The organism is Paenibacillus sp. 8b26, from assembly GCF_050626875.1.
Classification (GTDB): Bacteria; Bacillota; Bacilli; order Paenibacillales; family Paenibacillaceae; genus Paenibacillus.
Window position 1 is genome coordinate 304421 of sequence record NZ_CP192445.1, and the last position, 20842, is coordinate 325262.

The following is a 20842-nucleotide window of genomic DNA, read 5'->3' on the forward strand; positions in this document are numbered from 1 at the left end:
GTTTGTTATTTGATCGAACCTACCATGACACCTTTTTCAAAATACTTCTGGAAGAATGGATACATGACAATCAAAGGCAAACTTGATATGACAATGGCAGAGTACTTAATCATTTCGGACAATTTCTTAAGCTCCGCTTGCGCCAACGCATCGGCAATCATACCGGGCTGAACCTGATTCTGTATCAAAATGGAGCGCAGCACCAGTTGAAGCGGAAACAGCTTTGGATCATCCAGATAAATCATGGCGTCAAAATAAGAATTCCATTGTCCGACAAAAGCGTATAAAGCTAGAACAAAAATAATAGGCTTCGACAATGGCAGGACGATTTTAAAGAAAATACTGAGCTCGGAAGCTCCGTCTATGCTCGCCGCCTGAAACAGCTCTTTGGGAAGCCCTTGGAAATAAGTCTTTGCCAGAATAATATTGAATACGCTGATCGAGCCGGGCAGAATAATGGCCCACACCGTATTTAACATGCCTAAATCCTTAATCACCAGATAGGTTGGAATCAGACCGCCACCGAAAAACATTGTTATCAGGAAAAAGATCATAATGGACCGTTTCCCTACCAACTCTTCAATCGCAAGCGGGTAAGCAGCAAAGACGGAAAACAATACGGTTGCGAACGCAAAGGCTGCTGAATAAAAAATGGCATTAAAAAAACCGCGGATCATGGCACCGTTGCTTAGGATTTTGGCATATCCCGTGAGTGTCCAGTCGGATGATGTAATGGCAAACCCTTTGGTAATCAGGGTATTTGGAGTCAAAAAGGACGAAAGCACCACATAAACCAGCGGTAACAAAATAGCGAGAACAAACAAACCAAGCAGAATATAATTGATGATGATCAGAATCCGGTCCTTCCCGGTGTAATGAATATCCATAAATACCTCCTTCTTTAATACAGCCCTTCTCCTTCGTTCAGCTTCTTGACGACGGTATTTACGAAAATCAACAGGAATACATTAATCACGGAATTGAACAACCCGATTGCCGTAGAATAAGCATAATCGCCGGATTGCAACCCCACCTTGTATACGTAAGTCGCGATGATTTCCGAGGTTGGTGTGTTCAGAGCCGTCTGCATCAGGTAAGCCTTTTCATAGCCGATCGACATGATACCTCCTGCAGCGAGAATGAACAGGACGGCCATGACGGGTTTGAGAGCTGGCAGATCAATGTGGAAGATTCTCTTCATCAAAGAAGCACCATCAATTGTTGCAGCGTCATGCAGCTGCGGGTCCACATTGGCTAAGGTGGCCACATAAATGATAGAGGACCAGCCCGCTGTTTGCCATATACCGGACAAAATATATACCGTTCGGAAATAGGCGGGATCAGTCATAAAAGAAATCGGCTTGCCGGTGAAGGTTGTTACCAAAGCGTTCACTACTCCAGTCGGCGAAAGAAAAACAAACAGCATGCCGGCAACAACAACAACCGAGATGAAGTTAGGTGCGTATACAATAAGCTGAATATTCTTCTTAAGCTTCGCTCCTCTGATCAGATTTAGCATTAAGGCCAGAATGATGGGTACTGGGAAACCGAGAATAAGACCGTAAGCGCTTAATTTAAGCGTATTCATTAAAATGTCATAAAAATTTGGTGATGAAAGAAAACGCTGAAAATGTTCAAATCCAACCCATTCGCTGCCCATGATGCCTTTTCTTGGACTGAAATTTTTAAACGCAATGATCGAGCCGTACATGGGAACATACTTGAAAATGACGGTAAGAATTATGGACGGAACCAGAAACAAATACAATATATAATTTCGAACCATGTAACTTAGCCAATGGTTTCTTTTTTTTGTTTCTGAAGCCTTAACTCCCCTTTTTTGAGCGATCGAGTTTGCCAATCTTTTCCCCCCTACTGTTCACGGCTTGTTATTAAAGACAGTTATAAGCCATGTTATGTCATCTCTCTGACAAAATTACGCAAGATGTTTTGCAAATGCCTTACTGGTAATTCACCCACCTCCAACATGACTAGAAATTTACACTTCCCCAAGATGAATGGGTTTACATTTTACATTTGAACATTTTTTCTCTTACAATTTAACAGGTGACCATTGAATAAGTCAATACATTTCGGCAACTAAATCCATTCAAAATGCATAATACAAGAGGAATGTAATATTTTTAGCACCAAATTTCTTAAAAATGCACCCAAGAAATGAATAAATGTAAACATTTTTTGTTCATTTGAATAATTTCATTGTTAAAAGCATGAAAATACTATATATTTAGAAATATGAAGAATCTTAATTCGGGAGAATAAGGTGGAACAATATGACAAGAAAGTCAAAGGTTACTATTCAAGACATCGCTGATGCCTTGGGAATTTCCAGAAACACTGCATCCAAGGCGCTTAATGGAGTAGAGAATATTCCTGCCGTAACGAGGGACAAGGTGATCAAAAAAGCGATGGAGCTTAAATACAAACAATTTTCTTATATGGAAACAGCCTCTGAAAAACAGGGCAATATCGCACTTTTGACCTGTAATCTTCCCAATAGCTCACACTTTGGATCGCTGCTGATCAGCGGGCTGGAGAAGGAAATCAGCAACCAGGGCTATACTTTATCCATTTATTTTGTCCGTGAGAACGATATCAATACGATGACCCTACCCGGTAATTTCGAGCCTTCGAATGTGGCTGGCATCTTCTGCATCGAAATGTTCAGCAAAGAATACAGCAAGCTGATCACGGATCTTGGCATCCCAACCATTTTTATTGATTGCGCTGCAGATATGGTGTATCCGGAATTGAAGGCAGATCTGGTATTAATGGAAAATGAGCATAGCACATACTGTGTTACCCGGAAATTAATCGATCATGGCTATGAAAGCTTCGGTTTTGTAGGCGATTACAATCACTGCAAAAGCTTCAATGAACGCTGGACCGGATTTAATAAGGCCTTAGCAGAAGCAGGAATCGCCGTAGATCCTGCCTATAGCATTGTAGCGCCTGACCGCAACTTCTTTAAAGAGATGGAGCAGCAATTGGATGCCCTGAAGGAGTGCCCCTCCGTCTTTATTTGCGCCAATGATTTCATTGCCATCAGCGTGATAAAATCTTTGAAGAACAAGGGAATTAAAATCCCGGAGGATGTTGCTGTCTGCGGGTTCGATGATGCTTCGGAATCCCGGGTTGTCGAGCCCCATCTTACAACCGTGCATATTTACAGTAGTCAGATGGGTGTTATTGCAGCCGAAATGTTATTGTCCAGAATCAAAGACAATACCATGCCGTACCGAGTGACCCATGTTGCAACGGATATCGTATACCGGGACTCGACCCCTGTTCTAAACTAAATCTACCAAGAGGTGAATCAAAGTGAAAAATGACGGAATGGTTCTTTGTGTGGGCGAACTGCTCATTGATTTTTTTTGCACGGATATTGATGTTAATCTTGCCAAGGGTCAGCATTTCTCCAAGCAGGCCGGCGGCGCTCCAGCGAATGTAAGCGCAGCCGTAGCCAAGCTCGGAGGAAAAGCGTCATTCTTGGGGAAAGTCGGAGCCGATCCCTTCGGTATGTACCTGAAGCAAATTCTGGATGAGCAGCATGTGGATACGTCCATGCTCCTTTTTGATCCTGCAACGCCGACTACACTGGCCTTTGTTTCCCTTGCCGCTAACGGCGAACGGGATTTCGTGTTCAACCGCGGAGCTGACCGTCATCTGTCTCTACAGGACATTGATAGAGATTGGACTCGGCAGGCTGCCATTCTGCATTTTGGCTCGGCAACGGCCTTGCTCGCCGATCCTTTTCGGGAAGCGTATTTGTCTTTATTGGACGAAGCGAAGGCCAATGGGCAATTCACCTCCTTTGATCCCAATTACCGGGGGGACCTTTGGAAAGACAGGCTGGAGGAATTTATCGTACTGTCCAGAAGAGGAATACACAATGCGGATTTGGTAAAAGTAAGCGAAGAGGAATTAAACATCATTACAGGGCTGGCTGACCGCAATGCTTCATTGGATCTTTTGCATGGGTTGGGAGCCAAGACGGTGGCAGTTACTTTGGGGAAAGAAGGAACCCTCATCTCAAGCGGTGCCTCCCGTTCGTTAATCGGCAGTATTGCTGTCAAATCGATCGACTCTACTGGTGCCGGAGATGCCTTCGTCGGAGCAATGCTGTATCAAATCAGCCAGCTGAGTCAGCCTAAGGCATTTACCTCTAACGCGAAGCAGCAGCAGGAATTTGTGACACTTGCCAATCAAGTCGGCGCCATCGTGTGCACTAAAGTTGGAGCGATTGCAGCCTTGCCGTCGATGGAAGAAGTTATTCGTTTCGTAGCACAGGGTGAATCAAGGATTGAAGCATAAGAACAGCAAAAGGTGTCCGACGATCCCTAAGGTCAGTGGACACCTTTTTATGTAGCATTGGTGGTGCTACCTATCAGAGCACCTTCTTAAGGACGGTTCACAACCATAAAATCCCTTCTCCACGCCGAATTCGTTTAGGGGTTGCTTTCACAAATAGCTTTGGGCGACTTCTTTTACAACCATGATAGAGTTGCAAATTTCTTCGATTCGACGAAAAATTTCGCTTGAGGTTTCTGTGTCCATAGGATCATTCATCCAAGCCTTGTGAAAACAAATTCTTTAACGAATTCACTTTTAAAGAAATGATGAATCATCTATACAATTAAACCTGCACGTTTAGCAATGAATTCAATCTTCGCACAGCTGTTGCCTTTCCAAACTCTTTCTTCTCCGCATCGAGTATTTCACCCAATTTTTCATAGAGTTTCAACTCAGAAGCAACTCGGGAAATTTTCTCTCAATTACAGTATTCCTCATAAACGGCTGTGGATTCCCTTACAGTCTAATTAAACAAGGATGCAAACAGGTTGTTAACTGGTTTATAAATCATCATGACCAGAAGCAATGGGCTCGGCACATTGATCTTATACAAGGAGCAGACCACCGCACCAATCCCCGTGATCCAGAACAAGCCCCAGACCAGATAGTCTCGGAACCTGCTCCCTCGTCTCAACAAAGGCACATCGATGACCACACAAGCCGCCGCTGCAGCCAGAAAAAGCAGTAACACCATTGCGCTCACTCCTTAATATCTTGAAGAAAGGATTTGTCTGTAATGCCAATCCGGTTAATCGTCACGCTGGCTTTGTAATGGACGGGTAGCGATTTTAGGTAATTGTCCCCTTTTTCCCGTTGCAGCCTCGCCCAAGCTTTCGGGTTGGCACGATAGATCGACTGTCCAAAACCCATACTATCCACATTATATCGCTCTTTAATTTGCTCAACTGCCGTTTTCATCCGAAAGATAATTTTTTCTTCCGATTTTCTTTCCAGCTCTTTAATCACACGCACTGCCTCCAGATTATCATTGCTCATTACCTCTTCCACATTACACAAGGCCTTTACATGGATGTAAATATGTGGTTCACCGTCAATAAACTTGACTTTACGTTTGGTGTCTGTTTGTAGCGCTTCAATGACGATGGGCCGTCCGTCGTCTCCTGCTACAGGCCCTGAGCTTTTGACAACGTTATTGGTGACATAATTGTAGCCGATCGTCTCGTTATCGCTTAACCACCCGATCATCTTATCCTTCCGGAATACGGCTATATTACTGTAACGTAATCTAACTGGAGGCGAGCTATCTTCCAGATTGCTCTTCTTTTCGCCCTCACTGACACTGCTGGACATCTTCACTCCGGTCAACACCGGATTCTTCCCCTCGTACAGCAAATCTTCAATAAATTGGTTCAAAGGAACAGCGACTGTTTTTGCCGATGCCTTATATGATTTGTCTAGGGAATTATACAATTTACTTGCTGGTAATTTCTCTAGCGGGGTAAGGACCTTCAGGACATCTTCGGCAGTGGTGCCTTTGGCGACCATGGCGTAGAAATCATTACGCGGCTCGCGGCTCCGCTTCAGCATATCAAGTACCTCGCCAATCCCGGCCCGGGCAAGCTCCTCTCCGATCACCAGTATACGGATATGCCCATAGTAGCTGGCTCTCGCACTCTCGAGACTGTACTTGCGCTGGGCTTCATAGATCGTGGGTACCGTGAAGCTAGATACAACCACCGGCACCCCACCTCCCGAGCCTCCTGCCGCCTGCGAGGCAATTGCTGAAGGAATAACCACCTGCAGTGTAACTTTATAGCCAGATTCAGCTTTATCTAGCCCCATCCCCAGCACAAAGGCCATTTCATTTAACTCCTGTCTTTCCCAGCACCCGCTGAGCAGCATAGGGAGCAAAAGAGCAAGCAGCAGTCGCGAAACAGTTTTACGGTTTTTTGGGCTCATCTGCCGACTCCTTTCGCTTGGATGTGCTTTGGCGGTCAAGATTTTGAACCATGCTTTCTGCCGGCCTTGTCTTTAAGCGCGGCCATGTAAAGCGGAAGATGGAATCCTTCAGATCATTTGGACGGTATGGCCCGATCGGACTCATATAAGGCCTGCCGAAAGAACGCAGACCTGCCAAATGCAGCACAATTAAAAAGATACCGAAGAGTATTCCGTATAGTCCAATAAAGCCAGCCAGTCCGATAAGAGCAAAGCGAATGATTCTTGCAGCGATCGACATGCCCGTCTCTGGTATGACAAAACTGGATATGGCCGTAATGGATACAATGATAACCATTGCTGATGAAATAAAGCCCGCCGCAACCGCTGCCTGGCCTATGACAAGTGTTCCAACAATGGATATCGCCTGCCCTATATTTTTCGGAATCCTCACTCCCGCTTCCCGCAGAATCTCATACGTTAATTCCATGAGCATCGCCTCCACAAATGCGGGAAAGGGAACGCTTTCCCTCTGTGCGGCAAGGCTGATAACCAGATTGGTAGGAATCATCTCCTGATGATAAGTCGTAACCGCTACATAAAAGGAAGGGGCAAGCAGCGTAATAAAAAAGGAAAGAAAACGGATAAACCGCAGCAAGGTGGCGATATCGGCCCGCTGATAATAATCCTCGGCGGATTGAAAAAAGGTGACAAAAAAAGTAGGCACCAGCAGGACAAATGGTGTTCCATCTACAAGAATCGCCACTTTGCCTTCCAGGATTCCCGCTGCGATAGTATCCGGCCGGTCGCTGTTATAGATCGTAGGGAACGGCGTAGCAGCCGTATCTTGAATAAATTCCTCGATATATCCGCTCTCCAGGATACTGTCCGTATCGATTTTGGCCAATCTGCGCTTCACTTCCTGCACCAGGTCAGGGTTTGCGATGTTGGTGAGATACATAATGGATACGCTAGTTTGAGTCACCTTACCGATCTGGAAAGTTTCCAGCCACAATTGGCTGTCTTTAATCTTCCTTCGGATCAGCGCTGTGTTTGTCCGCATATTTTCTGTAAACCCTTCCATCGGCCCACGTACAACTGATTGTGAGCTTGGTTCGCCTACACTGCGGTCCTCCCATCCAGGCAGTCCGATCCGCAGGGCGCTGGATGTTCCGTCCACCAGCACCATGATATTACCGGATAGCAGTTCATGAACAAATTGCCCAAGGTCATGCGTGACGGACAGATCCCCCGCAATCAGCATACGTTTTCGCAAAAGCTCAATCTTCTGATTAGCATCAAGATCTCTCATCTGCTCAGGGTTACAGCGTTCCTGAAGTGAAAATAATATGGAGTTATGCAGCACCTGAGTATCCACAAGACCATCAATATAAAGCAAGGCGATATGCGTAGACTCATCCAACTGCACCTCTTTAGTGATCAAATCGGTGCTTTTCCCGAGCAGTTGAACCAACTGCACCACATTGTCCTCCAGGCGATGGGATAGTGTGCCCGTAATTGTATCCTTCATGTCGCAACCTCCGCATTCCGTGAGCAAACTAAAAATAGTATGACAGAAGAAGTTGATAATTATCCCCTTATCATTCCTTTTCGACTATCAATTAATAATTATGTTATAAAATCACATAATAATGGAAATGAAAAGAAAACTTGAGGGGCAGTTTGCAGCAGATTTGGAGGAATCTCATGAATCTTGAAAAAGACCGGATCAGTACGGCTCAAATGATAATGCTTGGTTTTTACTCGCTCATCGGGGAAATGGCACTTGTGTATCCTGCGGCAATGACAACAGGAGCCCACGAGGACGCGTGGATTGCCGCCTTGATTAGTATTCCGCTAGGACTTGCATGCGTAAAGCTGATGGTATCTACATCAAATATTGATCCAACTAAAACGATTATCGAGCTTTCATTACAAGTGTTAGGAAAATGGGTGGGTGGAGCTGTAGCGTTGAGCTATTTATTCTTTTACCTGATTGCTGCCTCCACCTATGTCAGAGAAATTGAAGATTTCATGTGCACACAGATTTACGAGGGGACACCCGGCGGGGTCATTCGCTTCATGGCGATTTTTTTGCTGGTGTATGGCTTGCGGCTGGGTCTTGAATCGCTGGGCAGAGCAGCCCAAATTTTTTTTCCTTTCTTTGCGTTTTTTCTGATTTGCCTATTCGTTCTCCTGTTCCCCGATGTCAAGTTAGTGCGTATCTATCCTATTTTGAATACACCATTTCCTGACATGCTGCACACCATTATGTTCGGCGTATTTTATCCCTTTGGAGAAATGTGCGTGTTCTTCATGGTGTTTCCCTATGTCCAAAAACAAAGCAATATGAGCCGCAATTTATTCATCTCCCTGTTGATCGGGGCCGTTGGACTCAACCTCATTTTGTTTCTCTCCCTGACAGTACTCGGGGCATATTTCTCAGAACACGAATTTTACGCTGCCTATATTCTTGCCCAGAGAATCAACATTGCTAATTTTCTGCAGCGGATTGAGGCTTTAATGACCACCACGTGGATCATTAGCAGCTATTTCAAAACAGCGCTTTTCTTCTACGCATTTGTCTTGGGGACAGCTCAGCTACTAAAGCTAAAATCCTACCGGTCATTGATCTTTCCAGTGGCGTTTCTGATTTACGGACTGTCGCATCTGATTGCAAAAAATATTATTTTCTACGTCAAGGAGATCCCAACCTACTGGGTAGATTGGGATCTCACTCATGCCTTCGCTTTCCCGTTAATCCTGCTCGTTGTTTATCATATCAGGAAACGTATCAGTCACAACAACCAGCTAACGTAACCTTTTGGGCAAAGAAGAAATAACCGCTAAAACAAAGCAGGTCTTAAGAAATTTCAACGAAAAATGAGGAAGACAACTGACTTTCCCAGGAACGCTCATTTTTTGAGCATTCTTTTTTATTAGTACCTCAGAAACATCTGCAGCATACAGTTCAAATCAGCTAGCTGGGTCAACCTAAAGCATTTACTCCAACGGGGAGCAGCAGCAGGAATTTGTGACACTTGCCAATCAAGTGGGCACCATCGTGTGCACCATCGTGTGCACCATCGTGTGCACTAAAGTTGGAGCGATTGCAGCCTTGCCGTCGTTGGAAGAAGTTAATCGTTTCGTAACGCAGTGAATCAAGCATTGCAGCGTATGAACAGCAAAAGGTGTCCAAAGATCCCAAAGGTCGTTGAACAACTTTTTACTGTGGTTTCAGCCAGAACCGTTCTATTCCCGTCAATTTCGTGCCCCTACTTCAAACGCACTTATCGTATTTTTGAATCTCCCTGAATGGTAAGTGTTTTTATTATTATATTATTTTTAGGTAAACGTTTTACTATATAAATTTATATTCAAAAAAATATCTTACAAATTCTTTTTAAAACAAGGTTGTAAGCGTTGACATTTAAATAACCTATGATATCATTTGTTTGTAAAACGTTTTACCAAATGGAGATGATGTGATGAAAAAAGTATTTTACAAACCGAAAGGCGGATGGGTTGGAGATGTGATCCCTTTCTACGACAATGGAGAGTACAAGCTCTACTATCTCCATGATCAAAGAGTTGGCGGAGATTACGGAAATCATACGACATGGAACCTTCTCACAACCCAAAATGGCTTGGATTTTGAAGATTATGGAGTAGCTCTACCCAACGGAAGTGAAGCCGATCCCGACCGGAACGCTTATACCGGTTCGGTGATTAAGGACCTGAACGGCACGTATCACCTTTTCTACACCGGGCATAATCCTAACGCCGAGTTTTGTATTGACGGAAAGGCCTTACAAGTCGTTTTGAAGGCAACCGGCACCGATGGAATCCATTGGACGAAGGATGTAAATTTCAAGCTTTATGGAGACGGCGTTAGATATGAGCAATCCGATTGGCGTGATCCTTTTGTGTTTTTCAACGAAGAACGACAAGAGTACTGGATGCTCGTTACCTCTAGACACACGAATTCCTCCGAAAAGAGAGGCGGGTGCATTGCCCTTCTCACTTCCAATGATCTAAAGCATTGGCGTTATCGGGAGCCTTTTTACAGCCCGGACAAGTACATCACTATGGAATGTCCGGATTATTTCAAAATGGGAGACTGGCACTACCTGGTCTACTCGACGTTCAGTGAAAAGTTTGTGACGCATTATAAAAAAAGCAAAAGCATCGAAGGCGTATATACTTCTCCAATTCCGGACACTTTTGACGGCAGAGGATTTTATGCGGCAAAAACGGCTTCGGACGGCCAACAAAGATACGCTTTTGGCTGGGTTCCTTCCAAACAAGGTGCAAACGATTACAGTGACTGGGAATGGGCCGGTACCCTGGTCGTTCATGAGGTTTATCCAAACGATAATGGCGATTTGCTCGTAAGGATGCCTCATTCGATCTATGAGCATTTTAATACCGAAGTAGACGTCATTCCTGAAGCGGAGAAAAACTGTCGCCACGCTGGAAGCCGATTCGAACTAGAGTCTCCCGATGGACTGGATTACCGCGTATTTAATGAATTACCTTCTCAAGTTCTAATCGAAGCTGAGTTTACGGACTGGAAAGAGTCCAAAGACTTCGGCATCGCGCTGCGAACCGACAAAGCTCTCGACATAGGATATTTCATTAAATTCGACCCATTCCACAATCGAGTCGCATTCGATATGTGGCCAAGAACCGAGCCCGGTTTTTTCCAATGGCAAATTGCCGGTGATAGACCGCAAATGATAGAACTGGAAAGACCATTTCAGTTTGATCAGCACGACCGGATAACGGTAAAACTGATTTTGGAAGATGACATCTTGTGTCTGTATGTCAATGATGCCATCGCGATGACAACGCGGGTCTATAATTTCAAAACTGGCCATTTCGGTTTCTTTGTGAACGAGGGCTCCATTAAAGTTCACGACGTCAAGCTCAAAACGGCAGCGAATCGTTAACCTGGCACGAATTAAAAGTCTTCAAAAGCGATTTTTATTGAAAAACATAAAAAATGGAGGGGTTTTACAATGGCAAGAACGAGCAAAATGTCGAAGATCGTCTCACTTCTCGCAATCTTCGTATTGGTTGCAACCGCTCTCGCGGGTTGCGGAGGGACTGCGAACAATAGTGCCGGCACTAACGAGGGCAAGCATGGAAATTCGTCAGATGCCTCCAACGGCAAAACGATTACATGGTTGTCGGCCCGTCCGGCAGACGGAGCGATTGTCCAAACGATACGCGAGCTGGCGGACCGGTATACGAAAGATCATCCCGGATTCAAGCTAGATATTCAAGTGACGTCCGATAGACCTTCCTATTTGACCAAGCTGAGAACGCTCGTCGCTTCCGGCGAAGCTCCGGAATTCATCGATATGGACGCCGATCCGTACGCTCAACAATTGGCGGACGCCGGAATGCTGGTTGATATGAAGAAATTCCTGAATGAACAAGGATTGTACGATCAGTTCTACGAACCTGCGCTGAAATACCAGCAATTACCTGATGGAAGCCTGTACCTTCTCCCCTTGGAGTATCATCTGGAAATGACTTGGTATAACAAGAAAATATTCGCGGAAAATAACCTTACCGTTCCCAAAACCCTCGATGATATGCTCACGGTTAGTAAGGCGCTTAAGGACAAGGGGATTACCCCGATCGCCGTTGACGGCGTTGACGTTTGGCCCTTGCTGCGCTATGCGGCCATGATTCCGTTCCGAGCTACCGGAAATGAATTTGCCCGTAACCTGAGCCAAGGTAAGGCCAAAATGACCGACGAGGTCGGAATGAAAGCGGCGAACTTTGCCTACGAGATCGGCCAATACTTTCAGGAAGGATTTGCCACGACGGATTATACGACAGCCAAGAACATGTTCCTCAACGGTGAAGCTGCTATGTATAACATGGGTACCTGGGAAATCCCGTCTTTCGTAGACAAAAATCTGCCGGAAAAACTTAAAGGCAACGTCGACTATTTCTACCTGCCAACCATTGATAACGCCAAAACGCCGGAAAACGAGTTTTTCGGAAACAGCGGGATCGGCCTTGCCGCCACAACCAGCAAATTCGACGAAACCACCAAGGACTTCCTAAGTTATGTCTTGAAAAATTACAGTGACGTCTACGTAGCTAAACAGCAGATGTCACCGCTCAAATTTACGATTAAAGACGAGTCCCAATTCTCCAAACTGTTCCTGCGGATTAAAAAGGATATGGATAACTACGGTTCAGAATTTGCCAAGCCTTGGGATACCTTGCTGGATGCCAATACGAACTCCGTCATGAGCGATTTAATCATCAAATTGACGATGAGGGCCACGACGCCGGAAGAATTCGCCAAGCAAGTCGACGACACCATTGCCCAAAACGTCACCAACTAATCTTTACATTCAGACAAACTGCCACCCACCCGGCCATTCAGGGTCCGGGTGGCTACCTTTCACTAAGTCTGTCAATACAAACAAATGGGGAGATTCTATATGAATGTACTCAAGGACAAGAAGGCATGGTTAATTTTTATCACGCCAGCCTTGCTATTTTATTTAGGAACCGTCTTTGTCCCAATCATTCAGTCGCTGAATTACGGCTTTCAAGATTGGAACGGAATAAAGGATGCCAGATACATTGGTCTGGGCAACTATATCAAAATGTTTAGGGACCCCTACTTTTGGAATTCCGTGCAAAATAACTTGGTGTATGTCGTGATCGTGGTACTCATGCAAGTCTTTATCGGTTTGTTTTTCGCATTACTGCTCTCTTACATCAAAAAAGGAGCCGGCATTTTCAGAACGTTGTATTATCTGCCAGCCGTGGTGGTCACCGTCGCTATCGCGCAGATGTTCCGTAACTTCTATTCCCTGCAGCCGCTGGGCTTGCTGAACATGTTCCTGGATTGGATCGGACTGGGCCATTTGCAAAGTGCCTGGTTATCCAATCCGCACACCGCATTGATCGCAGTATCCATTCCCGAAGGCTGGCGCTTTACGGGCATGTACATGGTTATTTTTTATGCTGCCCTGATCGCGATTCCGAAAGAGATCGAGGAGGCTGCAACCATAGACGGTGTCAATGGATGGCAGCTGATCCGATATATCAAATTGCCGAGTATCAAGCATGTGCTGAGTTTGGCCCTTATCATGTGCACCACCGGTGCGCTAAGAGGTTTCGATATCCCTTATATCATCGGTGTACCGGGTTCGACGACTGAGTTGGTCACGACTTATATGTACAAAAGAGCGTTCTCAACCAATCAATACGGATATGGAAGCTCGATCGCCGTATTTATCGTAATCGAAAGCCTGCTTGCCGTTCTTCTTATCCGGGCAATATTCAATTCCAGGAAAGGAGAAGCATAACATGCGATCCAAAAAAACAGCTTGGTCCTTCCTGCTCTATTCTATCGTCATCATGATCCTGATCGTGCAGATCTACCCGGTCGTTTGGCTGATGCTGTCCAGCTTCAAATCAAGCATCGAACTGACGACAAAACCCTTTTCACTGCCGAGCGTATGGTCGTTCGACAACTATGTGAGTGTGTTTAGGGAAAGCAATCTGCTGCTATATATCAAAAATACAGCCATCGTTACGTTCAGCTGCCTGCTACTCATCATCTTCTTAAGCTCAACGGCGGGCTTTGCCCTCGTCAAAATGAATTTCAAGTTAAATTCGAAACTGCTGCTGTTCTTTACGGTCGGTATCATGATTCCGATTCAAGTCACCTTAATCCCGTTGTTTATTATGTACAAGGACTTCGGACTACTGAACTCGTATCTGGCGCTAATCCTTCCACAAGTCGGATTTGCCTTGCCTTTATCGATTTTGATCTTCACCAGCTTTTACAGTTACGTGCCCAATGAATTGATTGAGGCCGCTGTCATCGACGGGTGCAATATTTATCAGGTGTTCTATAAAATCATTTCTCCGCTTACCATCAACACGACGATCACGGTCGCATCGATCAATTTCGTTCTCATTTGGAATGATTTCATTTTTTCCAACACCTTTACGAACGACAAGCAATATAAAACGATCGCAGTGGGGCTTCAAGAGTTCATCGGGGCATTCGGGGCGACGGATTGGGGGCAAACATTTGCGGCCATCAGCATCAGCATCATCCCGATCATTATCATCTATTTATTTCTAAACAAATACTTGATGTCCGGCGTTTCTGACGGAGCAGTTAAAGGATAAGGAGAGATCAACCATGCAAACCATGAATCACCTTTTTGGCAAAATGAGAGGAAAAAGCAGAGCGATCACAGCGGAAAATCCGCGAGGCCTGAAAGGAGAAGGTGGGAAAGCCACGGGGCCCTTGGGAATTGCCCGCAAAGGCAAAGCCTTTATCTCGCTGGCGCAAGGTGAAACTGCCACGCTCGTCGATATCGAAGGTCAGGGCATCATCCAGCACATCTGGATGACCGTGACCGACCAAACCGAGACCGGCTGGTTCGTGTTGCGTGATCTGGTATTGCGGATGTATTGGGATGATGAAGAAACCCCTTCCGTGGAAGTTCCGCTGGGCGATTTCTTTTGCAACGGCTTCGGCACCAGAACGATCGTCAATTCCTTGCCGATCGTGGTGAACCCGGTTGGCGGCATGAACAGTTACTTTGCGATGCCTTTCAAAAAAGCCGCCAAAGTAACCATAACGAATGAGCATCCCCAGGAGATCGAAGCATTCTTCTACCAGTTTGATTACGTACTGGTCGATGAACTCCCTGAGGATACGGAATATTTTCACGCCCAATTCCGCAGAGAAAATCCTACCCAGCTCAAGCAGGATTATACGATTATTGATGGAATTAAAGGAAGAGGCAAATATGTCGGCACCTATATGGCATGGACTTCTTTATCGCGTTACTGGTACGGAGAAGGCGAAGTGAAATTTTATCTCGACGGCGACCGGGATTGGCCGACCATCTGCGGAACGGGGGCGGAAGATTATTTCGGCGGCGCTTGGGGCTTCGTGAAATACGACAACGGGAACCCGGTGCAGGAACAGACGTACTCGACTCCCTTTATGGGCTTTCCGCATTTCCAGGTGACAGACAACACCAGATCGCATATTTATGATGGAGCTGCTTGTCCGATGCGCGCCTTCTATCGTTGGCATATACTTGACCCCATTTTGTTTGAAGAGGATTTACGTGTCACCGTTCAACAGATCGGGCATGATGGAAAAGCGTTATTTGAAAGAAGTGACGACGTGAGTTCCGTATGCTATTGGTACCAGACTGAACCGCATCAAGTGTTTCCCGCACTGCCTGGCGTATTGGAAAGACGTCCTCGCTAATCATAGGAAAATCCGCAATAAAAAAAGTAGAGGTAAAAAATGGCTAAGAAAAGGGTTACCTTAGTTCAAGTGGCAAAAGACGCGGGCTGTTCGCCCGCGACAGTCTCCCATTTTCTGAACGGCAACTTTCAGAAAATGGGCTTGCAGACGAAAGAAAAGATCAGTCTCTCGATCACAAAGTTAGGTTACCAAGTGAACCCTGTTGCGAAAAGCCTCATTACCGGCAGAATGCACACGATTGGGCTCGTTTTATCCGACAGTACCTACGACGGTTATTTTGAGGACCTATACTTCCTCCATTTTGCCAAAGTTATTAAGCAGCAGTTAAAGATGCTGGGATATAAAATAATCCTGTTGGACTTTGAAGAAATCTTCATGAATATCCAGATGGTCGACGGGATCATCGTCAAAGCGACCATAGGTACAGAAAAATTCATGCCCAAATTGATGGATCTGAACGTACCGGTCATTACTATTGGACGCCACAATTTATCTTATGGAGCACACGTGTTGCGCGTCAACGACTACCAAAGCGGTCAGACCGGGGTGAATCACTTATTATCCCGAGGTTTTCATAATCTGGTTATTTTGACTTATCCGCACGGTCATGTGCCCGGATTCGACGACCGCCTAAATGGTGCTAGCGATACCTTGCAGCAAAACGGAAAACTAATGACCGTTATCACAGGAGATATGACGGAGAATTTCGGTTACGATACCGTGAAAAATCTGGCCCAAACCAACCAGCTACCGCAAGCGTTGTTTTGTTTAAGCGATACTTCTGCCATCGGGGTCTTAAAGGCCTGCAAAGATTTGGACCTGTCCGTTCCACAAGACCTTGCCGTTTTGGGTGTCGATGATATGCCGACCGTCTCCGAGCTACTGAGCTTATCGACTATCCGGCATCCTATCAACGAATTGGCCGAGGCCGCTTCTAAGTTGATGATAGAATCCATTGAGTCTGACGGGCAGCACATCGCACCTGTCGAAGAAGTATTTCCTACGGAATTAATGGTTCGGCGCACCAGTTAATATTGTAATGCGCTTTTAGAAAGGTCCTAAAATAGTCGAGCACAAGGATAAATTGAATTCTTGCTCGACTTTTTTTAAATTTAATTTCACTTCCGTCTCAGGGCGTGGTTCTTCAGTAGCTTGATAAGTATTCGCCTATCCGCTGCTCCATGGAAGAGCTGCAACGGGAGGCAACGGCTTGGGAAGTCGAGCGTAACCAGGCTCAGAAAACCGTCTATTGGCAATTTACCACCGAGCAGGCACGAGGCAAGTTTAAAACATTTGTATCCTTAAATATGATCCGGTAAAGGTACTAGACCCTTCAAAATAAACGTTAATGTTTCCTCTATCGTTTCCTCTTCACTTTCTTAAACAACGAATTTTGACGTGGGAAAATGGCTACTGACATTACAAAGGATACAGTATTATTTATATTCCTAAACTTAAATAAGCCTTCTTTATTTCCATCGCTTAGTAGCGCTTTGACTTTATTCCATATAGGCTCTAATAGTTGCTTGAATTTCTCAATTCTTTTACTGATCAGTAACTTCTGCTGAAGTTGTTCGTTTTCAACAGGAATCCGATTGAAAAAATTATCATTCCGCTAAGCATGGAAGGGCCTTATAATCATAGCCCATGTAAGTAAGGATATCTGGCATTACGGACAGACATGGACAATCCGTTCATATTATTTCAAAGCGTAATGTCTGCTTAAATTAAAACAGCGGCAGGCTAGGACTTGAAAACAAAGTCCTAGCCTGCCGCTGTTTTAATGAACTATCGTTTCTCTTTGTTTCAATGCCTTGCCTTTGGTGAAGTTGTATATTTTTACACTAATTAAACAGGAACGATGTATCACCCAATTGGTGTTCCATCAGGTAGTTTAATATCTGGTTTCAATAGAACCACATCTCCCTTTTCGGGTATTCCTCCAAGGACCAATACCTCTGAATTAAAGCCTGCTATCCGTCGAGGTGGAAAGTTGACTACACCTATTATTTGTTTTCCTATAATATCTTCAGCCACATATCTTTTTGTAATTTGTGCACTCGAAGCTTTTATTCCGATATCTTGTCCAAAATCAATTTCAAGTTTAATAGCAGGTACTTTTGCTTCTGCAAAAAACTCAGCTTTAATTATGGTTCCAACTCGAATATCTAGTTTCAAAAAATCATCAATCGTTGCCATCTAAACATTCTCCTCATCGATCGTTTTCTTAAATTTCGCGATAATCAATTTCAAATTTAATATTTTGCAACTGTAGTATACTTTAAAGATTTTGCCCAAAAATACATCCCCATACCGAATAAAGTCATGATTCCGCCTATGAATTGAAATGCAGAAATTATTTCTCCCAAGAATAAGTAGGCGAGAATTATAGCAAGAACAGGCTCTCCAATAATACCAACTGATACAGTAGTTGCACCCATTGATTTCAACAACAGATTAAAAATATATTGTCCAAAAATAGTTGGGATTACTGCAAGTAACAAGAAATACATCCAATCCGACGAGTCATATTCGATCAAGGAATAATGATTCAACAAATTGTAGACCAGCATGACGCTGCCACCAATAAAAAAAACAATAACACTATATAAATTTGCATTTATTTTGTGACTTACTTTCTGTCCTGCCAACATGTATGCTGAAACCAAGATTGTTCCTAATAAAGATAATCCATCTCCGATTAATGCCTCCCTCGAAATCCCTATGTCTCCCCAAGCTATAATGATTGAACCGACAAGAGCGGCGATCAAACAAAGAATGGTCAATGTGTTTGCTCGTTCTCTGAACATAAAGTATGAACCCATCATTACAAATAAAGGCTGTAAGGATAAGATGACCATAGAACTCGCAACTGAGGTATATACTAATGATTCCATCCAGAATAAGAAATATAACCCGAGAAAAAGACCAGCTATGAAAACGGTACTCCAATCTTTTTTGTTCATTTCTAAGGAACGGAACATTTTCCAAGGTACAAAAGGAAGCATTATTAGTACTGACATATACAATCTGTACATCCCAGCCACAGAGGTTGGAGTATCTGAGGATTTTATCATGATGGATGAAATAGAAACAGACAGTATGCTGATTAAAAGTAAAATATACGGATGAAGCGGTAACGACGATTGATTTATTTTCACATGTACGCCTCCAAGATGTCTTATCCAATCGCCTGTGCACAGGATTGTAATGATAAGCCGAAGATCTGGTATAATAATATCACCACTTTTATTTTATTTGTGTAACTATATCTTTAATTTATATAGAAATATTGTCATTAGAAAGGAATTCGATAAAATGGAAAAACAATTGCACGAGACCATTCTATATCCCGATGTTTCATTTCCATACATCATGTACACCCATACTATTCATGCAAGTAGTCCTGAAGGTAGAGGATTCAACGATTTACATTGGCATGAGGAACTACAAATCACTTTGGTTACCAAAGGAAAGCTAGTGATACAAGTTAACGGGATTGATCATGAATTAGAAACAGGTCAGGCCATTTTAATTAATAAAGGTGTTCTTCACGTTACTACACACCTTACACATAACGGTCAATATGTCAGTTTTAATTTCCCTGAGAAGCTGCTGGCCTTTTATGCAGATAGTGCGATGGAAAAAAACTATGTACTGCCTTATACAAACTCTCTCTTATTGTCATTAGTAATCAAAGGAGATGTTGAATGGCAAATTCAAATACTGCAAATGCTTTGGGATATGAAACAGAAATTTGATATGAAAAAAAAATGGGGCTGGGAATATGAGGTTTCCATCAAAACGGCACAATTATGGTTAGTCTTAATATCTAATATTTCGCTTTCTTCTGAGGAAGCACCTAAATACATGAAATTGCAACAAGAGAGGCTTCAATTGATGCTCAGCTTTATCCATCAAAACTACTCAAACAATATAACACTGCAAGAAATTGCTGATGTAGTACATCTGAGTGTGTCAGAGTGCAATCGTAGTTTTAAGAGAACAATCCATATGACACCTTACGATTATTTGATTAAATACCGCATCAAGAAAAGCAGTGAATTATTAATCTCAACACATTATACAATAACTGAAATAGCCTACAGAGTGGGCTTCAATAGTACAAATCACTTCATTCAATCTTTTAAAAAACATCATAAAAAAACACCTAAAGAATTCCGAAAATTTAGAAATGATGAATTCATTGAATAAGGAATGAAGTAGCCGATGGAATGTTGGCACTTCGTTCAAAAAGGCAGCCGGTTTAACTGACCGGCCGCCTTCTCTAAAACCTCACCCTTAGTTTTCTATAACAAGCTCTACCCTCGTTAAACTTTCCTGTCCGTTCGTATCATGAGGTAACCATTTCATTCTGGTTGATCTTTTTTGTATTTGCAAAGACGTCATTCGCACGCTTCTTTTATTATTCGCAAATTTGCAACAGTTCTCTAAATGAGTTCATGCGATAAGTCGCCAGATCATACTGTGCAGCGTCTCCAATCGCAGCTGAATCCATCTTGGCGTTAACAGCAGCCTTGATGCCAGCAATGGCGTCCTCAACTACAAGACAATCTTTCTCGGAAACACCAATATATTGAGCAGCTTTAATAAACACTTCAGGATCTGGTTTGGAATTAGCGATGTTGCTGCCATCCGACACAGAATCAAAGAAGTCGCCCAAGCCAATTCGTTTCAGAATATACCGTGCATTTTGACCTGACGAGCCGATAGCCAGCTTCAGACCCTGTTCTCTCAATTGAAGTAAAGTCTCTCTCACTTCATCGCTTAAATCAACAGGAGTCATTTTTGTAAGAAGCGTTTTGTAATAAGCATTTTTATCTTCGGCTATTGCCAGCTTCTCCTCTTCCTTCAACTTGCGGGGATGGTTCTCCAGGATTATATTCAGACTCTCCATGCGGCTTACGCCACGAAGACGATTGTTAACTACTTCGTCAAAAATGATTCCGAGAGAATCGGCAACCTTCTTCCAGGCTTGATAATGATAGTCATCTGTAAAACAAATTACTCCGTCCAAATCAAAAATGACAGCTTTATACTTCATGCCTCTTCTCCCCTTCTTATAATTTAGTATCCCAGTAAGAACAGAAGGGATCAATGGGATTTTTACCTTTGAATTCGCTTTTTCCTACCAATTTTTCTACAATCAGCTTGGGATTATATTCATTTGCCGTATACGCATTGATGTAGGTTTTGATCATTGAACATCCTGCAAATGATATGGATTAGCAACCGACCGGAGGTTTACCGCTGGCACTTACGATA

At 43.8% G+C, this 20842-nt stretch carries 18 protein-coding genes; 10 read left to right on the forward strand and 8 right to left on the reverse strand.

All coding sequences use genetic code 11. The features are described from left to right. Positions 1–5 precede the first annotated feature (5 nt). Positions 6–887, reverse strand: a complete 882-nt coding sequence (locus ACQ4MX_RS01220) for a carbohydrate ABC transporter permease (RefSeq protein ID WP_431088870.1) — start codon at positions 885–887, stop codon at positions 6–8. A gap of 14 nt (positions 888–901) precedes the next feature. Further along, positions 902–1786 carry an ABC transporter permease gene (locus ACQ4MX_RS01225; RefSeq protein ID WP_431091221.1) on the reverse strand — a complete coding sequence of 295 codons (885 nt, stop codon included), beginning with the start codon at positions 1784–1786 and terminating at the stop codon, positions 902–904. A 508-nt stretch (positions 1787–2294) separates the two neighbouring features. Between ACQ4MX_RS01225 and ACQ4MX_RS01230 the strand changes: the two genes are divergently transcribed. Both ACQ4MX_RS01230 and ACQ4MX_RS01235 read left to right on the forward strand, forming a co-directional pair. Further along, on the forward strand, positions 2295–3320 hold the full coding sequence (locus ACQ4MX_RS01230) for a LacI family DNA-binding transcriptional regulator (RefSeq protein ID WP_431088872.1): 1026 nt from the start codon (positions 2295–2297) through the stop codon (positions 3318–3320). A 37-nt stretch (positions 3321–3357) separates the two neighbouring features. Then, entirely contained in the window at positions 3358–4335 is a 978-nt protein-coding gene (locus tag ACQ4MX_RS01235) for a carbohydrate kinase family protein (protein WP_431091223.1), read from the forward strand. Positions 4336–4837: 502 nt separating this feature from the next. Here ACQ4MX_RS01235 and ACQ4MX_RS01240 read toward each other — a convergent pair. The 3 genes from ACQ4MX_RS01240 to ACQ4MX_RS01250 are packed head-to-tail and all read right to left on the reverse strand — an operon-like array spanning position 4838 to position 7804. After that, positions 4838–5068: a hypothetical protein gene (locus ACQ4MX_RS01240; protein ID WP_431088873.1), complete on the reverse strand. Its 231-nt coding sequence runs from the start codon at positions 5066–5068 to the stop codon at positions 4838–4840. A 5-nt stretch (positions 5069–5073) separates the two neighbouring features. After that, entirely contained in the window at positions 5074–6294 is a 1221-nt protein-coding gene (locus tag ACQ4MX_RS01245; RefSeq protein ID WP_431088874.1) for a Ger(x)C family spore germination protein, read from the reverse strand. Then, positions 6275–7804 (reverse strand): spore germination protein, encoded by a 1530-nt coding sequence (locus tag ACQ4MX_RS01250; RefSeq protein WP_431088876.1) that lies wholly within the window; start codon positions 7802–7804, stop codon positions 6275–6277. Before ACQ4MX_RS01250 ends, ACQ4MX_RS01245 begins: the two co-directional genes overlap by 20 nt. 176 nt (positions 7805–7980) lie before the next feature. On the opposite strand from ACQ4MX_RS01250, the gene ACQ4MX_RS01255 reads away from it, so the two are divergent. The 7 genes from ACQ4MX_RS01255 (at position 7981) to ACQ4MX_RS01285 (ending at position 16588) form a co-directional block, all read left to right on the forward strand. After that, positions 7981–9093, forward strand: coding sequence for a GerAB/ArcD/ProY family transporter (locus ACQ4MX_RS01255; protein ID WP_431088877.1), 1113 nt, complete (start codon positions 7981–7983; stop codon positions 9091–9093). Between the two features lie 668 nt (positions 9094–9761). Further along, positions 9762–11225 carry a GH32 C-terminal domain-containing protein gene (locus ACQ4MX_RS01260; RefSeq protein ID WP_431088878.1) on the forward strand — a complete coding sequence of 488 codons (1464 nt, stop codon included), beginning with the start codon at positions 9762–9764 and terminating at the stop codon, positions 11223–11225. A gap of 69 nt (positions 11226–11294) precedes the next feature. Then, positions 11295–12644, forward strand: coding sequence for an ABC transporter substrate-binding protein (locus ACQ4MX_RS01265; protein WP_431088879.1), 1350 nt, complete (start codon positions 11295–11297; stop codon positions 12642–12644). A gap of 99 nt (positions 12645–12743) precedes the next feature. Continuing rightward, the gene (locus ACQ4MX_RS01270; protein ID WP_431088880.1) at positions 12744–13619 is read left to right on the forward strand and encodes a carbohydrate ABC transporter permease; all 876 of its coding nucleotides are present in this window, start codon (positions 12744–12746) and stop codon (positions 13617–13619) included. A 1-nt stretch (position 13620) separates the two neighbouring features. Then, complete coding sequence (locus ACQ4MX_RS01275; protein WP_431088881.1) at positions 13621–14454, forward strand: carbohydrate ABC transporter permease; 834 nt, start codon at positions 13621–13623, stop codon at positions 14452–14454. 13 nt (positions 14455–14467) lie between these two features. Beyond that, a complete protein-coding gene (locus ACQ4MX_RS01280; protein WP_431088882.1) occupies positions 14468–15556 on the forward strand; it encodes a glycoside hydrolase family 172 protein in 1089 nt (362 codons plus the stop codon). A 39-nt stretch (positions 15557–15595) separates the two neighbouring features. After that, positions 15596–16588 (forward strand): LacI family DNA-binding transcriptional regulator, encoded by a 993-nt coding sequence (locus tag ACQ4MX_RS01285; protein ID WP_431088883.1) that lies wholly within the window; start codon positions 15596–15598, stop codon positions 16586–16588. A gap of 834 nt (positions 16589–17422) precedes the next feature. On the opposite strand, the gene csaA is transcribed toward ACQ4MX_RS01285, so the two are convergent. Further along, positions 17423–17755 (reverse strand): chaperone CsaA, encoded by a 333-nt coding sequence (csaA, locus tag ACQ4MX_RS01290; protein WP_431088885.1) that lies wholly within the window; start codon positions 17753–17755, stop codon positions 17423–17425. Between the two features lie 56 nt (positions 17756–17811). After that, a complete protein-coding gene (locus tag ACQ4MX_RS01295; protein WP_431088887.1) occupies positions 17812–18717 on the reverse strand; it encodes a DMT family transporter in 906 nt (301 codons plus the stop codon). 157 nt (positions 18718–18874) lie between these two features. Between ACQ4MX_RS01295 and ACQ4MX_RS01300 the strand changes: the two genes are divergently transcribed. Further along, the gene (locus ACQ4MX_RS01300; RefSeq protein ID WP_431088888.1) at positions 18875–19771 is read left to right on the forward strand and encodes an AraC family transcriptional regulator; all 897 of its coding nucleotides are present in this window, start codon (positions 18875–18877) and stop codon (positions 19769–19771) included. Positions 19772–19982: 211 nt separating this feature from the next. On the opposite strand, the gene pgmB is transcribed toward ACQ4MX_RS01300, so the two are convergent. After that, positions 19983–20621, reverse strand: a complete 639-nt coding sequence (gene pgmB, locus ACQ4MX_RS01305; protein ID WP_431088889.1) for a beta-phosphoglucomutase — start codon at positions 20619–20621, stop codon at positions 19983–19985. Positions 20622–20842: the final 221 nt, after the last annotated feature.

Coding starts and splice junctions, on each gene's coding strand:
- ACQ4MX_RS01220 (WP_431088870.1), bottom strand. CDS start 887: ATGGATATTCATTACACCGGGAAGGACCGGATTCTGATCATCATCAAT.
- ACQ4MX_RS01225 (WP_431091221.1), bottom strand. CDS start 1,786: ATGGTTCGAAATTATATATTGTATTTGTTTCTGGTTCCGTCCATAATT.
- ACQ4MX_RS01230 (WP_431088872.1), top strand. CDS start 2,295: ATGACAAGAAAGTCAAAGGTTACTATTCAAGACATCGCTGATGCCTTG.
- ACQ4MX_RS01235 (WP_431091223.1), top strand. CDS start 3,358: ATGGTTCTTTGTGTGGGCGAACTGCTCATTGATTTTTTTTGCACGGAT.
- ACQ4MX_RS01240 (WP_431088873.1), bottom strand. CDS start 5,068: ATGGTGTTACTGCTTTTTCTGGCTGCAGCGGCGGCTTGTGTGGTCATC.
- ACQ4MX_RS01245 (WP_431088874.1), bottom strand. CDS start 6,294: ATGAGCCCAAAAAACCGTAAAACTGTTTCGCGACTGCTGCTTGCTCTT.
- ACQ4MX_RS01250 (WP_431088876.1), bottom strand. CDS start 7,804: ATGAAGGATACAATTACGGGCACACTATCCCATCGCCTGGAGGACAAT.
- ACQ4MX_RS01255 (WP_431088877.1), top strand. CDS start 7,981: ATGAATCTTGAAAAAGACCGGATCAGTACGGCTCAAATGATAATGCTT.
- ACQ4MX_RS01260 (WP_431088878.1), top strand. CDS start 9,762: ATGAAAAAAGTATTTTACAAACCGAAAGGCGGATGGGTTGGAGATGTG.
- ACQ4MX_RS01265 (WP_431088879.1), top strand. CDS start 11,295: ATGGCAAGAACGAGCAAAATGTCGAAGATCGTCTCACTTCTCGCAATC.
- ACQ4MX_RS01270 (WP_431088880.1), top strand. CDS start 12,744: ATGAATGTACTCAAGGACAAGAAGGCATGGTTAATTTTTATCACGCCA.
- ACQ4MX_RS01275 (WP_431088881.1), top strand. CDS start 13,621: ATGCGATCCAAAAAAACAGCTTGGTCCTTCCTGCTCTATTCTATCGTC.
- ACQ4MX_RS01280 (WP_431088882.1), top strand. CDS start 14,468: ATGCAAACCATGAATCACCTTTTTGGCAAAATGAGAGGAAAAAGCAGA.
- ACQ4MX_RS01285 (WP_431088883.1), top strand. CDS start 15,596: ATGGCTAAGAAAAGGGTTACCTTAGTTCAAGTGGCAAAAGACGCGGGC.
- csaA (WP_431088885.1), bottom strand. CDS start 17,755: ATGGCAACGATTGATGATTTTTTGAAACTAGATATTCGAGTTGGAACC.
- ACQ4MX_RS01300 (WP_431088888.1), top strand. CDS start 18,875: ATGGAAAAACAATTGCACGAGACCATTCTATATCCCGATGTTTCATTT.
- pgmB (WP_431088889.1), bottom strand. CDS start 20,621: ATGAAGTATAAAGCTGTCATTTTTGATTTGGACGGAGTAATTTGTTTT.